The following is a 15568-nucleotide window of genomic DNA, read 5'->3' on the forward strand; positions in this document are numbered from 1 at the left end:
CTTGATTTGCGCCCTTGCCCACCGCCACAACTACTGTATAAATAATCACTGTATAAAAAACCACTACCGATAAGGAAGCTGCGCCGTGCTGCTGCAACTGACCATCAAAGACTACGCCGTCGCCCGCTCGCTGGATGCCGAGTGGCGTGCCGGCATGACGGCGATCACTGGCGAAACCGGTGCGGGCAAATCTATTTTGCTGGATGCGCTGGGCTTGGCGCTGGGTGATCGCGCTGATGCAGAGGCCATCGCTAATGACGCTGAGCGCGCCGACATCGCCGCGCTATTTGATTTGCAACACATTCCCGAAGCGCGCGATTGGCTGGAGGCGCACGGCTTTCCGCAGCATGAACAACAATGCCTGCTGCGGCGCGTGATACTGCGCGAAGGCCGCGCGCGCGCGTGGATCAACGGTCAGCCCGCCACGCTGGCGCAACTGCGCGAGCTGGGCGAAATGCTGATCGACATTCACAGCCAACACGAACACCAATCGCTGCTGAAAAAAGAGACGCATCTGCGCCTGCTGGACGCTTTCGGTCAGCATCAGAGCGCGCTGGAAAAAGTACGCGTGTCTTTTCGTGAATGGCGAGAAATTCGGCAGAAAATTGAACAACTGCAAGGCAGCAATCAAGACAACACAGCGCGCTTGCAATTGCTGGAATATCAAGTGGATGAACTGGATCGCATCGCGCCGCAGCCCGATGAACTGCTCGCCTTAGAAGCCGAGCAAAAACAACTCGCCAACGCCGGCGAATTGATCACACATTGCGATCAGTTATTGCAGTTGTGCAGCGAAGGCGAACCCTTCAATTTGCAACAGGCCTTAACGCACGCACAACAACTGCTAGCGCGTTCACCTTTGCGCGAAGCACTGCCCACGGTGGCAGAAATGTTGGACAGCGCGCTGATTCAAATTGATGAAGCGGCGCAAGACCTCACGCATTATCGCGATCATGTCAGCATCAACCCAGAACGCCTGCACGAAGTGGAACAAAGGCTCGACACGCTGTATGAATTGGCGCGCAAACACCGTGTGCAAGCACGAGAGCTACCCGCACTGCACGAGCAACTGCATCAAGAATTGGCGCTGCTGCGCGACAGCGATGGCGCGATTGCACGCTTGCAGCAAGAGCAAAAACAGCAGGAAACGCAGTATCAAAAACTCGCGGAGCAACTGAGCAAACTGCGACACAAAACTGCTAAAAATCTGGCGCAGCAAGTCAACGCGCAACTGGCGCAACTCAAAATGGCACACTGCCGTTTTGAGATTGCATTAACGCCACACGCAGATGCAGCGCCTCACCAACATGGCGCAGAACACAGCGAGTTTTTAATCAGCACCCAGCCCGATACACCAGCACGCAGTTTGGTGCGCGTGGCTTCTGGCGGCGAGCTGTCGCGTATATCACTGGCGATACAAGTGGTCACGGCCAGCACTTCGCGCACGCCCACGCTGATATTTGATGAAGTGGATGTCGGCATCGGCGGCGCAACTGCCGTGGTGGTTGGTCAACTACTGCGTCAGCTCGGTGAACGCGGGCAGGTGTTGTGCGTCACACACCAAGCGCAAGTCGCCGCGCAGGCACATCAGCACTGGCAAGTGAGTAAACAACTCAAAAACAAACGCATGGAAACTACACTGCAAGCACTGGATAACGCACTGCGCGTTGATGAAATTGCGCGCATGATCGGCGGTGAAAAAATCACTGCGCAATCGCGTGCACACGCGCAAGAAATTTTGGCAGTGGATTAACTAAACCGCTGCGCCGATGGCTCGCATAAACGCCAGCGACAGTGCCATGTGACCTGTTTGGCTGGGATGGATGCGATCCCAACACAGCGTCATCGGGTGCATGTGTTCCAGCAAGCCATCTATCACCGCCTGCGTATCCACAAAAACTGCGCCGTGTTTTTCTGCCAATTTGCGTACGACATTGCCGTAGGCATCCATCGCCTCACGCATCGGATCTTGACGATTGGATTCAATAAAAAATGGCGTCATCAACACCAAGCCTTGCAAAGTAGGCTTCACACTGCGAATCAAGGCATCCAACTCGCGCTCGTATTCATCAATCGGCACATGCAATTCGGTGCGCAGCGGTGAATCAAATTGTCGCCACACATCATTCACGCCAATCAATATCGACAACCAGTGCGGCTCTAAATCCAATACATCCTGTTTCCAACGCGCTTTGAGATCGCGCACCGTGTTGCCACTCGTGCCAACATTCAACACGCGAATACTATGCGCAGGATACAAAGCGCCAAGCAGCGCATTGATCTGACATACATAGCCATTGCCCAATTCGTGCGCTTCACCAACGGGGCGCCCTCTGCCGCTGTCCGTGAGTGAAGCACCAATCATCAATAAACGACTACCGGGTTCGATCAACATAAAGACACCTCGCTAGAAAACTTCAATGCAGTGTTGGTGAAATTTCGTCCAAAATTTTGTCGATATCGCGTTCAGAGTACTGATACGCCTTGCCGCAAAAATGACAATCCACATCAACGACAGGTGTCTCTTGAAACAATTGTTTTAATTCTTCGCGCCCCAAAGTTGCCAAAGCCGCCGCCGAGCGCTCTTTGCTGCACGAGCACTGAAAATTTACTGGCTCTGCATCAAACACACGCACCGTTTCTTGATGATACAAACGGTGCAGTAATTTTTCACAAGGCAGCGACAACAACTCTTCATCTCTAACTGTGCTCGCCAGGGCATGTAAATGCTGCCACGCATTATCGTCATCGCGTGCGCCTGGCATGGCCTGCAACAATAATCCCGCCGCGTGTTCTCCGTCAGACACCAACCACAAAGCTGTCTCTAATTGTTCCGATTGACGAAAATAATCCGCCAAACAATCTTGTAAGCGCGCGTGCTGCAACGGCACAATACCCTGATAACTTTCACCGTGATCCGGCAATAAAGTGATGGCGAGATAACCATCAACTACCCATTCATTTAAAGCAGTGACCGATGTTGCATCCAGCTCCACCACACCACGCACGCCAGCGCGCTGTGTGCTTTCCGCTACCAATAAACGCAGCGCACCGTTACCGCGCGCCTGAATAGCCACGCGCCCTTCTAATTTCAAATTCGCACTGAGCAACGCGGCTGCTGCCACACTTTCTCCCAGCAGTTTTTTTCCCATTATGGATGTCGATGTCAGCGCCGGCATTGCTTGCATACTTTGCGTTAAATTGACCCATGCGCCGCGTACTGGCGCATTTTCAAACAAAAAACGCACTACCGTATCTAAATTTTTATCGTTCATTTGTAGGTACCATTACTTATTACATACCATCAACAATATCGAAAATCATCTCGATAAAGGATAAATTTTTTGGCAATTTGATTTACGGTAATCATCCTTCCATTCAGCTAATTTTGTCCCTCGATCCCTTTCCAAGACAATCTCCTCTTTACCATCTTCGCCAATAAAAGCCCCTCTATCTCCTCGCTCAATCGCTGCAATATCCAACAGCCACTTTTTACACTGTGTTCCAATCGCTTTTTCTAGTGCTTTCTTTTTTTCTATCTCTAAATTTTTCTCATCCTGTGTTTTTTCGGTTTGTGGCGCCAACCTTGTTGGCTTGGCACTACTACCATGGTCAATATTGACTTTATTAAGCTGCTTATCAATAGATTCAGATTTTTTATCCTCTGGTGCGCGATCCCCAAAATGCACCTTTCCATTCTCGTCTACCCATTTATATACTTCTGCTCGCACAGGCACCAAGAAACCAAGCAAAATTGCCAATAGAAGTAATTTCCTCATTGCACAATCTCCAATTCATTAAAGTCAACAACGGCGGGGAATGTTGTTACGGTACGCGGCGGCAAACCACTATCTGGCTGCAATACACAAAGCAGATGCGCTACACCAAAACTCTGCGCCGCTTGCAAAATAGAAAGAGTGTCATCGACAAAGAGCGTTCTTGTTTTCTCAAATGAGTGTTGCACCTGTAGTTTTTGCCAAAAAATTGGCGATTCTTTCGGCGCACCCAAATCATGCGAACTCACTATACGATCCAACCAATGCCCTAGTGGAGTATGTTCCATTTTCAAACGGATACTATCGGCATGCGCATTCGTCACCAACCAAATAGATTTCCCCGCCGCAGCTAACGCATCCAAAAATTTTGCACTGTGAGGCCGCATACCAATTAAATGCTGCACCTCTCGTTTGAGCGCAAGAATATCCACTTGTAATTCGCGTTGCCAAAAATCTAAGCAATACCAATTTAGCTTGCCGTGCTCCGCCAAAAACCGTCGCTCCAGCAAGGTATACGCATCTCCTTCCGTTAAACCATGTACCTCCGCGTAGCGACGCGGCAAATGTGTCTGCCAAAAGTAATTATCGAAACGCAAATCCAACAGCGTGCCATCCATATCCAGCAGAACGGTATCGATCTCTTGCCATGGCAGCGCGACAGCCGCACGCCGACATGCAGAAGCATTCATTTTCATACACTTATCCAAGGAATCTGTTTGCATTAAAACGCTACGAATAGGCTATGCCAACCTACCACTACCTACCGTTAGAGATATATAATCGACCGCCGATTTATCTCGGCATTGCCCACAAGACCTATTTGATTTCACGGACGTCGCTACAACTCCATGTACCAGCTTCGCTTCAAGGATAACAGCCGCCCCGCCTTTCCCATCACTGCCAATGTGTGCACTGTGGGCAGAGGGCAAGGCAATACCGTCGTGCTCGACACCAGCACCGTGGAAGAGTCACACGCGCGCATTATCCAGCACGATGGAAAATTGTTCCTGCAAGACAATAAGAGCCAGCGCGGCAGCTTCGTCAACGGTAAAAAAGTCAAATACAAAGACCTGCGCAGCGGTGATGTAGTCAGCATCGGCAATGTTCACTTTGAAGTGGTGGAGTCTGACGACAACGATCTGACTTCCACTCGCATCGCCGCACCAAGCCCAAAACAAGCACCTCGTTCAGCCGTCAACACCAGCGCCTCATGGCGATTGATTTCTGACAGCAGCTGGCAACCAGGAAAAGCCTTCGATCTACACGCAGAGTCTGTATTGCTGGGCCGTGGCAAAGATTGCGATATCGTCATCCCCGGCAATCATTTATCGCGCCGCCACGCTCAAATTTTTAAACACGGTGATTATTTGACCGTGCTGGATTTAGATTCAGCCAACGGCAGCTATGTCAACGAAGTGCGCATCAGCGGAGAGCAAGTCGTCAACCCAGGCGATCGTTTGCGCTTCGATGTTTACAGCTTCCGCGTACAAGGCCCTGCCACCCATCGCAGCAGCACGACATCCGGCACCAGTAGCAATCCAACACAAAAGACCTTGGATCTACACAGCACACTACAAAACATCGAAGCACTGAAAGCGCAGGAGTATCAGCCCAAAGAATGGATTACTAAGCCCACTTCTCACGGCAACCGTTACCATGAAGTGCCTGTGCGCAAGAACCAAAACGGCTCTATGCTGTGGATCTCCATCCTGCTCGGCATCTGCGTACTAGGCATTCTCGGCTATATCATTTTTAACATCTAAAAAAAAGCCGGAGCGATTTCTCGTTCCGGCTTTGCGTTCAGACTTTCGTCTACCCTTCCTTTACCCGATCCATTGGCAGTCTCTTTGTACTACGCTGCTGTTGTTGCTATTTATTATTTTTCTTAACCTATATTCTTGTTGTTCTTGTCTTGTTCTTCTTGGCTGCGTTATTTTTCTTGTTGTCGGCACGGCGTTCGTTGTTATTGTTACCGCTACCATTTCTTATTGTTGTACTAAAGTTATTGCAATCTGCATGCCAACTTTTCATATCTTTATAAATCAATCGATTACAGACACAGCTACCAAAATCTACGATTGTTTGACCGCTTAATTTGTTACCAGATGCGACGCAAGTTGTTACCAATAGCCACACACAACAGCTGACACATTTTTGATTAAGACATTCAACGCACAAGTTACTTTGCCCTGCCCGTGATCTGTGGAACAATGCAGACAATCGTGAGGTGTTTGTGGTTGATTCAGAAGGTTTTCGCCCCAATGTCGGCATCATATTGGCGAATGCACAAGGGGAACTGTTGTGGGCTCGCCGTGTTGGCGGCATGGATGCGTGGCAATTCCCGCAGGGCGGCATTCAAGCGCAGGAAAACCCTGAAGAAGCGCTATTTCGAGAGTTGAATGAAGAGGTTGGGCTGGGCGCTAGCGATGTCCGCATCTTAGGCTGTACGCGCGGCTGGCTGCGCTATCGTCTGCCACCCCGCTTGGTACGCAAACATCAAAATCCACTGTGCATCGGCCAAAAACAGAAATGGTTTTTTCTGGAAATGGTTGGCGATGAATCCAAAATACACTTTGATAACAGCGACGAACCGCCTGAGTTTGATCACTGGCGCTGGGTGAGTTACTGGCACCCTCTCACACAAGTCGTCTCTTTCAAGCGCGAAGTTTATCGCAGCGCCCTCAAGGAACTTGCGCCCTACCATTTGGCGTTATCCAGCAGCTTATCGCTTCGATAAAGCGAGGGTCTGATGCTAAACGCCCTGCGAAAATTGGTTCAAGAAGTCAACGCAGCCACCCACTTGGAGGAGGCCTTGTCATTGATTGTGCGTCGCGTGCGCACCGAGATGGCAACACAGGTCTGCTCCATTTATCTGCTCGACACCGACAGCCAGCGCTACATCCTGATGGCTACCGAAGGTTTGAATCAGGATGCCGTGGGCAAAGTCAGTTTGGCAGTTGGCGAAGGTTTGGTTGGCTTGGCGGCTAAACGCGAAGAGCCGATCAACTTGGATGATGCTGAATCACATCCACAATACCGCTATTTTCCAGAAACGGGCGAAGAGCGCTTTCGCTCCTTTCTCGGCACGCCGATCATCCACCACGGCAAAGTGACCGGCGTATTGGTCGTACAGCAAATCGAAGAACGACACTTTGACGAATCGGAGGAATCTTTCCTCGTCACACTCTCGGCGCAGTTGGCGGCCATCATCGCGCACGCTGAGGCGACGCGCTCGCTCGACCCACCCAGCCGCCTGCACGGCTATAAATCCCCAGAAGCCAATTTCAAAGGGATATCCGCCGTACAAGGCGTGGCACTGGGTGAGGTGGTGGTGGTCTATCCGCCCGCCGACCTCAATGGTATCCCCATCGAGAAAACGGACGACATTGATGCTGAACTGATACTGCTCAATGCCGCACTGCAACGCGTGCGCCAGGATATGCAGCAATTGTCGGAGCAGCTGCAAAACCGCTTGCGCGAGGAAGAGCGCGCGCTGTTTGCCGTCTATCTCGGCATGCTGACTGACAGTGCCTTAGGCGGCGAAATCAGTGCACTTATTCGCACTGACGCCCTACAAGCACGATCTGCACTGGCCAGCGTCATCCGTGAACACATACGCACTTTTGAAGACATGGAAGACGCTTACTTACGCGAACGCGCCACCGATGTGCGCGACCTAGGTTTGCGCGTGTTGGCAGCCATGAACCTACAAAACCAGGACAACAAACGCACCGTATATCCGGCAAGAACCATTTTAGTAGCCGAAGAACTCAGCGCCTCCATGCTCGGTGAAGTGCCCGAAGGGCAGCTTGTCGGCTTGATCTCAGTGCGCGGCTCCGGTGCATCCCACGCTGCCATACTGGCACGCGCTATGGGTATTCCCACTGTGGTTGGCGTGGCAAATTTACCCATTCAGCAACTGAATGGCCGACAAATTATTCTCGATGCGTACCGCGGCAAGGTTTACACCAATCCAACCAAAGAGCGCCGCCACCAATTTGAAGAAGTGTGGCGCGAAGAACAACAACTCTCGCGTGAGTACCACACACTGACGCCACTGCTCAGCGAAACGCAGGATGGGCATCGGCTACCGCTGTGGGCTAACACAGGGCTCATGACCGATGTGGTGCGCGGATTGGATCGCGGCGCAGAAGGCGTGGGCTTGTATCGCACAGAAGTTGCTTTTTTATTGCGCGATCGCTTCCCCAGCGAGGAAGAGCAGCGCAGCCTTTATCGCGAGCAATTGAGCGCGTTCGCACCACACTCTGTCACTATGCGTACCCTCGATATTGGTGGCGACAAATCACTACCGTATTTTCCTATCCGTGAAGACAATCCTTTTTTGGGCTGGCGCGGTATACGCGTTTCACTGGATCATCCAGAAATTTTTCTGGTGCAAGTACGCGCCATGCTGAAAGCCAGCGAAGGTCTGAATAACCTACGCATTATGCTGCCGATGATTTCCGGCACAGTAGAGTTGGAGCAAGCGCTGCAGCTAATTCATCGTGCATGGCATGAATTACAGGAGGAAGGGCACGATATTCAGCTACCGCAGCTCGGAGCGATGATCGAAGTGCCAGCTGCGCTGTACCAAATTCGCGAGTTGGCACGCGCCACCGATTTCCTTTCTGTCGGTACCAATGACCTCACGCAGTATTTGCTGGCCGTTGATCGCAACAACGCGCGCGTCGCTGGCCTCTACAGTCATTTTCACCCAGCTATCTTGCAAGCGCTGGCCTATATCGCCAATGAAGCACACACCGAAGGAAAAACCGTCAGTGTGTGCGGTGAAATGGCCGGAGATCCCTGCTCTGCAGTGCTATTGATGGCCATGGGCTATGACGCGCTTTCCATGAACGCCAACAACCTGCCCAAAGTGAAATCGGTTATCCGCCATCTGCGCATGGCAGACGCAAAAAAATTGCTGTCTGAAGTGCTGTCGATGCACGATGCGCGCGCAATCAGCCAACACGCCAACGGCACCTTGGCACAGTGGGGCGTCAGTAAACGCCTATTGCACAACGAAACGGAAGAAGCGTAAAAGCTCACACTGCTCGTAGTTTTTTTTACTCCGCCGACGGCACTGACTGCATTCTATGGTCGAGATCGTTCTGCATCTGCTTGCCAAGATTGGAGGCTTTTTGCATTTGTTTTTGCTGACCTTCCAGCAAATTGACAGGCTTACTGAGTTGTTCGTGCGATTGCTTTTGCACAAACCAAATCACACCACCGATGATGGCAAGAAAAATAACAATACCCTTGATACTCACGGGCGTCTCCAGCGTATTGACTGATTTCATCATAGCGGAAAAAATAAACCCCGCAGTGCTTCCAGCGCTGCGGGGTTCGGATCCATCTGTTAGATGTCTTCCTTGTGCTCTCAAAATAAGTACCTGCCGCTAGCAGGTCGCATCCTTGAGCGCCTTCTAAGATCAGTCCAATGCTCCATGCTCCCTGACTGATCCATTCCTTGTCGCCGTGTTACCGGCTATCCGTTCGGTTAGCACCTCCGTGTGTGCTGTCGTCCGTGTGAAGCCATTGTTGCTAAAAATACCTAGTGCGCATAGTCGCCAATGTCTCCAATTGCTGTAAGCCTTTTCTTACAAAAACCCACGCGCAGTTTCGAAATAATTCTCAAGGGTCTGCGGTGTACCATAGGCGCTGTTTTTACAAATCCAATTTTCTACAGCGAAAACAGCCATCATGAGCAAAAACAAAACCGCTTTTGTCTGCAATGAATGCGGCGCGGATTACACCAAGTGGGCAGGGCAATGTACGGCCTGTGGCGGTTGGAATACTCTCTCTGAAGTGCGCTTGGGCAGCAGTAAAACTACGGCACCCTCACGTCGCGAAGGCTTTGCTGGCAAAACAGGTGGCGGTATACAGACGCTCGATCAAATTGCGCTGCAGGATCAAACCCGCATACACACAGGCAACACAGAGTTGGATCGCGTACTCGGCGGTGGCTTAGTTGCCGGCTCTGCGGTATTGATTGGCGGCAACCCCGGCGCAGGTAAAAGTACACTCTTACTACAACTGCTGTGCCAACTGGCGGAATCACAAACTTGCCTCTACATCACGGGTGAAGAATCGCTGCAACAAGTGGCCATGCGCGCGCGCCGTTTGAACTTACCCGTCAATAAATTGCACACACTGTCTGAAACCAATATCGAATCTCTGTTAGCAGCCGCTGAATCACTTTCACCTGCTGTGATGGTGGTTGACTCCATCCAAGTGATGCACTGGCCAGAATTAGCCTCTGCGCCAGGTTCCGTCAGCCAAGTGCGCGAGTGCGCCGCGTTGCTGACGCGCTTTGCCAAACAAACTGGCACGGTGTTGATCTTGGTTGGACATGTCACCAAAGACGGCTCTCTTGCGGGCCCCAAAGTGTTAGAACACATGATTGACGCATCCATCATGCTGGAAAGCACCGATGATTCGCGCTATCGCACACTGCGCAGCCATAAAAATCGTTTCGGCGCCGTCAATGAGCTGGGTGTATTCGCCATGACCGAACAAGGCTTACGCGAGGTGAATAATCCTTCTGCGATTTTTTTATCGCGCAGCGATGAAATCAGCAGCGGCTCCGTGGTGATGGTGGTGTGGGAAGGCACACGGCCACTGCTGGTAGAAATTCAAGCACTTGTTGACAGCAATGCTTACGGCAACCCACGGCGCGTCGCAGTCGGCTTGGATCAAAACCGTTTAGCGATGTTGTTAGCGGTTTTACATCGCCACGGTGAATTGATGCTCGGCGATCAAGATGTGTTTGTGAATGTGGTTGGCGGTGTCAAAGTATCTGAAACCAGTGCCGATTTAGCTTCGCTGTTGGCGATGGTTTCTAGTTTTCGCAATCGCACACTGCCGCGCGATTTAGTGGTCTTCGGTGAAGTGGGTTTATCCGGTGAAATTCGCCCAGTACCTAGCGGTCAAGAGCGCATCAAAGAAGCCGCGAAGCACGGTTTTCGCAAAGCCATTGTGCCTGCCGCTAACGCGCCGCGTGAAAAAATTGAAGGGATGGAAGTCATCGGCGTAAAAAAATTGGCTGAGGCACTAGCGGCTACAGAGTAGGTGCAGTTTAACTTAATAGTTGTACGGCTTTCCAAGAAAAATTTGCCACCTAATAAAAAAGGGCAGCCCGAAAAGAATAATATTCGGCAGCCCTCTCAACACAATGTATGTCATACGCACAGAGTTATCCATATCAATAAAATACTGAATATCATTATCAATCGACATAACCACCGTGATAGATAATGAAATTATTGAAAAAACAAATAAAGACAGCAGCCCCCATCTCACCCTATCTTGCTTTATCAAAAAAATAGCAACAACGACAGCAGGAACCAACAGATGTATCTGATAATTCCACCAGGAATTTGGCATACACAAAACCAACAAGGCAACAATCACGGCATAATCAATAGACATAATCATATTTTTGTTCTTAGTCGCTAGCGGCTCCATGCTAGATGGATAAAGAGAGAGAAATAACAATGCTAGAAAAATTACCGTACCAATACGCTTTGCACCCTCTGGCGACAACAGATCAAAATATAGCGCATAGCTCGGCAGCGATGTATTTTCATAAAAAAACAGATAAGGCAACTCTTTAAGCTGTTGAGGAAGAGCCACAAAAAAGTACGTTACATTTTGCTCCACACCCATAACAAAAACAGAAAACAGCAAACAAACAAAACCAGCAAATGCCGCACCAGAAACAGACTTCCATCTACGAGTCAACAGAAAATAGAGCAAAAAAATTCCAGGGTAAATTTTCAGCATAGCTCCAACTCCAATAAAGGAACCAGCTAGAAAATCATGACCTCTTGAAAGAGAAACCAAAGAAAGACAAACAATAAAAAGAAGGCACGGCTCCAACAGAAGAGTCATCAAATTATTTTCCATTGTAGGCATCATAAGACCCGCAACAAAAAAAATAGCAAAAAGCGAAGCCAAAGAGCGCTTCACAAAGGCGCCATACCAACAACAACAAACAGCACCCACAAAGCACACAACATGCGCGAATGACAAAAAGTTAAATATCGCCTCTCTAGAAAATCCAAGCTTTATTACAAAAATCAAAAGAGAAGGTGATAACGGCGGGTGCGGATACCCAGTAGGAACAGAAGGCTTATAAAGAGAAGCATCTTGGCTATATAAAAAACCTGTTTTTATAAAATCATTAGCAAAATCAAATATAAATGGGAAGTCCCAAATACCAAAGCTATCATGACGCAAGTAAACTCGCACAATAAGGAGAAGCATTAGAACAAATGCAATTGAATACGCTAACAAAAAAAGGGAGCGTTCTTTACTGCCGCCAGTATAGGCTTGTATTTTTAATGACACTCAAAAAAGTCCAAGTTTAAAGCAGCACTGCAAAAAAATAGCTAGACGATGGAAGATCGTGTTCGATACAAAGACACACAGTTTCGGCCGCGTTCTTTACTTTCGTACAAAGCTTGATCTGCCATCTCGATTAAATCGCCGTAGTGCAAGGCGTCTTCTGGTACGACGCACGCTACACCAATACTAATTGTTACTACGCCGAAATTTGCATTGGCGGCGTGTTCAATACCTAAATCTTGCACAGCCTGCCTGCATTTTTCAGCCACTTCTCGCGCAGCTTCTAATGTTGTTTCCGGCAGAATAATGGCAAATTCTTCACCGCCATAACGCGCTGCCATATCACCAGGGCGATGTATGCTTTTATGCAACGCTTGCGCCACATCATGCAAACAACGGTCACCGCGAACATGACCGTAAACATCGTTGTATTTTTTGAAGTTATCCACATCGCAAAGAATAATGGTCAGCGGTCTAAAGAAACGCTGCGCACGCGGCCATTCTTTATGCACCATTTCAAAGAAGCGGCGACGATTAGGAATGCGCGTTAAACCATCCATCAACGCAGCATCCTGCAATTCATTATCCATACGGCGCAACACGCGCAAATACGCTTCAATCATCAAAGAGAACAACAAAATGCCCACACCTAACATGTAAGGAAAGAGCGTGCGATGACTGCGAAAATAACTTTTTGAAGGCGTACCGACGATAAACCACTGCAAATCAGCAATCGGAGAAAGCTGCTTGGAATACACGAAACGGTCATCATCGACTAAATCCGTGCCAACATGTTGCGCTACACGAATAGAAGAAGCGCTGACCTGCCCAGAATTATCATCCAAGGCAATACCGTTATCTTCATTCCAATTCCAAGTATTTCCCAAAACTGTGCTAAAAATAGTATCGATATCATACAAGCCGACAATAAACCCTTTTAACTCTCTCCATCGAGCTTCTTCGCTATCAACGCTTTGGGCATACAGCGGCAGTGAAATAAAGTAGATAAATTTTTTCTTACCATCTTCCGTTATTGTTAATGGTGTAGATGCGATGGCCTGATCATTGGAAGTCGCCGTTTCCAGCGCCGTGCGCGTCACAATTTTTGATGCCAAATCATACCCAATGGGTAGTTCATTACTGAATTCAGGCTCTGACATGGAAATAGGGTAATACTCTTCACTGATAGGCGAAGGAGAAAACGGCTTATCATTCTGTGCAACATCAACATCCGTAATACCCTGCACACCAAATTTTGCTTTTAATTCTGACTCAAACGTTGAACGGTCTTTTTCCAGTACGCGTGGCACCCACTTCATACTATAAACACCGTCATTGTATTCACGCGCGTTGCGGCTAAACGTTGCAAACCCTTTTTGATCAACCTGTGGAAATGCTTCGTGAAAACTGCGAAAAGAATTCAATACAGCGATATTTCTCCCCAATTCCAACTCTAAAGAACTGGCAAATGCGTCTACTTGCGAGGTAAATTCTTGGAAAATTTGCTGGCGCTCATGCTTGTAGGACAAAACAAAAGATGTCGTTGCCAGCGAAATTCCCAGCAACAAGTTCAGTACCCGTATATAAGTAAAGTGACTCAACATCCACCCATCTTCCGTGCAATAGCCCCAAGAACACCACCACTCCCGCTCTTATTATTTCTCAGCTTATGGAAGCAAATGGTAGAATTACCCAAGCGTTCGCGCTGATAGTAGCAACCTCTCAGAGCAATAGCCACATGGCCGCATTAATCCCGCAAATTGAAGCCCTTCTGCAGCGCTATACAGCGCCTTACCTGCAAACCGATTTAGTCTCCGCCGGATGCTTACGCCGCATTCGCGTTGACAGTGGCATTGCATCCATCGAGCTGGAATTTGGCTATCCCATTCCTTTGGATCAGCGCAACGCGTTGAGTGCCACGCTACAGCAGCAAATTCAGCAAGCCATTCCAGACATCAAAAAAATTGAATGGGATATTCGTTGGCGCGTTGCCAACCATCTCAGCCACAGCAAAGCAGCGCCGATGCGACGCGTGAGTAATTTAATCGCTGTCGCATCCGGCAAAGGCGGCGTGGGTAAATCCACCACTGCAGTCAATTTAGCTCTAGCTCTCACCGCTGAAGGCGCACGAGTCGGTTTATTGGATGCAGATATCTACGGCCCCAGTATTCCCGTGATGATGGGTATCGCGCCCGACGCACGCCCTGACACGCGCGATCAAAAGTATTTTGTACCGATGCAGGCGCACGGCATTCAATTGATGTCGATGGGCGTATTGGTTACCGAGAGCACACCGATGGTGTGGCGCGGCCCGATGGCAAGTGGCGCGTTACAACAACTGCTGAACCAAACGCTGTGGGATGACCTCGACTACTTATTAATCGATATGCCTCCAGGCACGGGCGATATCCAGCTCACGCTGTCGCAATCAGCACCCTTAACTGCCGCTGTTGTCGTCACGACGCCACAAGATATTGCGTTGTTGGATGCGCGCAAAGGCATCGAAGCTTTCCGCAAAATTCACGTGCCCGTGCTAGGCATCATCGAAAACATGAGCATGCACACTTGCAGCAACTGCGGCCACACCGAGCACATTTTTGGCGAGGGCGGTGGCGAACGCATCGCGCAGGAATATCAAACGCCGCTGCTGGGCTCGCTGCCACTGGATCGCCGTATCCGCGAACAGGCTGGCGGTGGCGCACCCACGGTTGCAGCAGACCCCACGGGCGCGCTGGCTGAACGCTACCGCGACATCGCACTCAACATGGCAGCACAGTTGTCGCTTCTACCCGTCAGCAGCAGCATCCCTGGCGTGGTGCAAGTGAAAGACTGAGAAAGACGACCGCGCCGTCTGCTGCTACAATTCCGCCGCTTTTTTTACCCACCTGTACGAGAACCCTAATGAGCTATAACGACCTCCCCCCTGGTAAAGAACTGCCACACGACATTTATGTAGCAATCGAAATTCCTGCTAACCACGCACCGATCAAATACGAAATCGACAAAGACAGCGATTGCTTGATGGTTGATCGCTTCATGGCAACACCGATGTTCTACCCAACCAACTACGGCTATATCCCAGGCACACTGTCAGAAGATGGCGATGCGTTGGATGTATTGGTGGTTACGCCGTATCCCGTTGCGCCAGGCTCCGTGATTCGCGCGCGTCCTGTTGGTATTTTGAATATGTCGGATGAAGCTGGCAAAGACGCTAAATTGCTCGCCGTGCCACACAAAAAATTGTCTGCGCTGTATGACAATGTGAAAGAAATTTCTGATTTGCCACAACTGCTGATCAAACAAATCGAGCACTTCTTTGAAAACTACAAAGATTTGGAAGTCGGCAAATGGGTGAAAGTGGATGGCTGGCAAGATGCCAAAGCGGCTGAAGCGGAAATCATCAAAGCACGCGATGCTTACTTGAAAGATAAGGGCTGAGTTTT

Annotated in this window: 14 protein-coding genes; 7 read left to right on the plus strand and 7 right to left on the minus strand. The window is 49.7% G+C overall.

All coding sequences use genetic code 11. From position 1 onward, the window contains the following. Positions 1 to 85: 85 nt before the first annotated feature. Positions 86 to 1753, plus strand: coding sequence for a DNA repair protein RecN (gene recN, locus R3E63_03730; GenBank protein ID MEZ5539066.1), 1668 nt, complete (start codon positions 86 to 88; stop codon positions 1751 to 1753). Here recN and R3E63_03735 read toward each other — a convergent pair whose 3' ends face one another. Genes R3E63_03735 through yrfG form a run of 4 tightly spaced genes read right to left on the minus strand, consistent with a single transcriptional unit; the run spans position 1754 to position 4471 of the window. Continuing rightward, the gene (locus R3E63_03735) at positions 1754 to 2395 is read right to left on the minus strand and encodes an SGNH/GDSL hydrolase family protein (protein ID MEZ5539067.1); all 642 of its coding nucleotides are present in this window, start codon (positions 2393 to 2395) and stop codon (positions 1754 to 1756) included. It abuts the gene before it with no gap. 22 nt (positions 2396 to 2417) lie between these two features. Continuing rightward, positions 2418 to 3275, minus strand: a complete 858-nt coding sequence (gene hslO, locus R3E63_03740; GenBank protein MEZ5539068.1) for an Hsp33 family molecular chaperone HslO — start codon at positions 3273 to 3275, stop codon at positions 2418 to 2420. Between the two features lie 45 nt (positions 3276 to 3320). After that, positions 3321 to 3779, minus strand: a complete 459-nt coding sequence (locus R3E63_03745; GenBank protein MEZ5539069.1) for a DUF4124 domain-containing protein — start codon at positions 3777 to 3779, stop codon at positions 3321 to 3323. After that, entirely contained in the window at positions 3776 to 4471 is a 696-nt protein-coding gene (gene yrfG, locus R3E63_03750) for a GMP/IMP nucleotidase (protein ID MEZ5539070.1), read from the minus strand. The genes R3E63_03745 and yrfG overlap by 4 nt, the downstream gene beginning before the upstream one ends. Before the next feature lie 153 nt (positions 4472 to 4624). On the opposite strand from yrfG, the gene R3E63_03755 reads away from it, so the two are divergent. From R3E63_03755 to ptsP, 3 genes are all read left to right on the plus strand, one after another. Further along, on the plus strand, positions 4625 to 5539 hold the full coding sequence (locus R3E63_03755) for an FHA domain-containing protein (GenBank protein MEZ5539071.1): 915 nt from the start codon (positions 4625 to 4627) through the stop codon (positions 5537 to 5539). Between the two features lie 470 nt (positions 5540 to 6009). Beyond that, positions 6010 to 6513, plus strand: coding sequence for an RNA pyrophosphohydrolase (locus R3E63_03760; protein ID MEZ5539072.1), 504 nt, complete (start codon positions 6010 to 6012; stop codon positions 6511 to 6513). A 12-nt stretch (positions 6514 to 6525) separates the two neighbouring features. Next, complete coding sequence (gene ptsP / locus R3E63_03765) at positions 6526 to 8817, plus strand: phosphoenolpyruvate--protein phosphotransferase (protein MEZ5539073.1); 2292 nt, start codon at positions 6526 to 6528, stop codon at positions 8815 to 8817. 25 nt (positions 8818 to 8842) lie between these two features. Here ptsP and R3E63_03770 read toward each other — a convergent pair whose 3' ends face one another. Next, on the minus strand, positions 8843 to 9046 hold the full coding sequence (locus tag R3E63_03770) for a hypothetical protein (GenBank protein ID MEZ5539074.1): 204 nt from the start codon (positions 9044 to 9046) through the stop codon (positions 8843 to 8845). 433 nt (positions 9047 to 9479) lie between these two features. Between R3E63_03770 and radA the strand changes: the two genes are divergently transcribed. Then, positions 9480 to 10847 (plus strand): DNA repair protein RadA, encoded by a 1368-nt coding sequence (radA, locus tag R3E63_03775; GenBank protein ID MEZ5539075.1) that lies wholly within the window; start codon positions 9480 to 9482, stop codon positions 10845 to 10847. Positions 10848 to 10859: 12 nt separating this feature from the next. On the opposite strand, the gene R3E63_03780 is transcribed toward radA, so the two are convergent. Both R3E63_03780 and R3E63_03785 read right to left on the minus strand, forming a co-directional pair. Next, positions 10860 to 12128: a glycosyltransferase family 87 protein gene (locus R3E63_03780; protein ID MEZ5539076.1), complete on the minus strand. Its 1269-nt coding sequence runs from the start codon at positions 12126 to 12128 to the stop codon at positions 10860 to 10862. Positions 12129 to 12169: 41 nt separating this feature from the next. Continuing rightward, positions 12170 to 13729: a diguanylate cyclase gene (locus tag R3E63_03785; protein MEZ5539077.1), complete on the minus strand. Its 1560-nt coding sequence runs from the start codon at positions 13727 to 13729 to the stop codon at positions 12170 to 12172. A 134-nt stretch (positions 13730 to 13863) separates the two neighbouring features. Here R3E63_03785 and apbC point away from each other — a divergent pair, with 134 nt between their 5' ends. Together apbC and ppa are read left to right on the plus strand one after the other, a co-directional pair. After that, entirely contained in the window at positions 13864 to 14958 is a 1095-nt protein-coding gene (gene apbC / locus R3E63_03790; GenBank protein MEZ5539078.1) for an iron-sulfur cluster carrier protein ApbC, read from the plus strand. Between the two features lie 68 nt (positions 14959 to 15026). Continuing rightward, on the plus strand, positions 15027 to 15563 hold the full coding sequence (ppa, locus tag R3E63_03795; protein ID MEZ5539079.1) for an inorganic diphosphatase: 537 nt from the start codon (positions 15027 to 15029) through the stop codon (positions 15561 to 15563). Positions 15564 to 15568: the final 5 nt, after the last annotated feature.

This window comes from Pseudomonadales bacterium (assembly GCA_041395665.1).
Lineage (GTDB): Bacteria > Pseudomonadota > Gammaproteobacteria > Pseudomonadales > UBA7239 > UBA7239.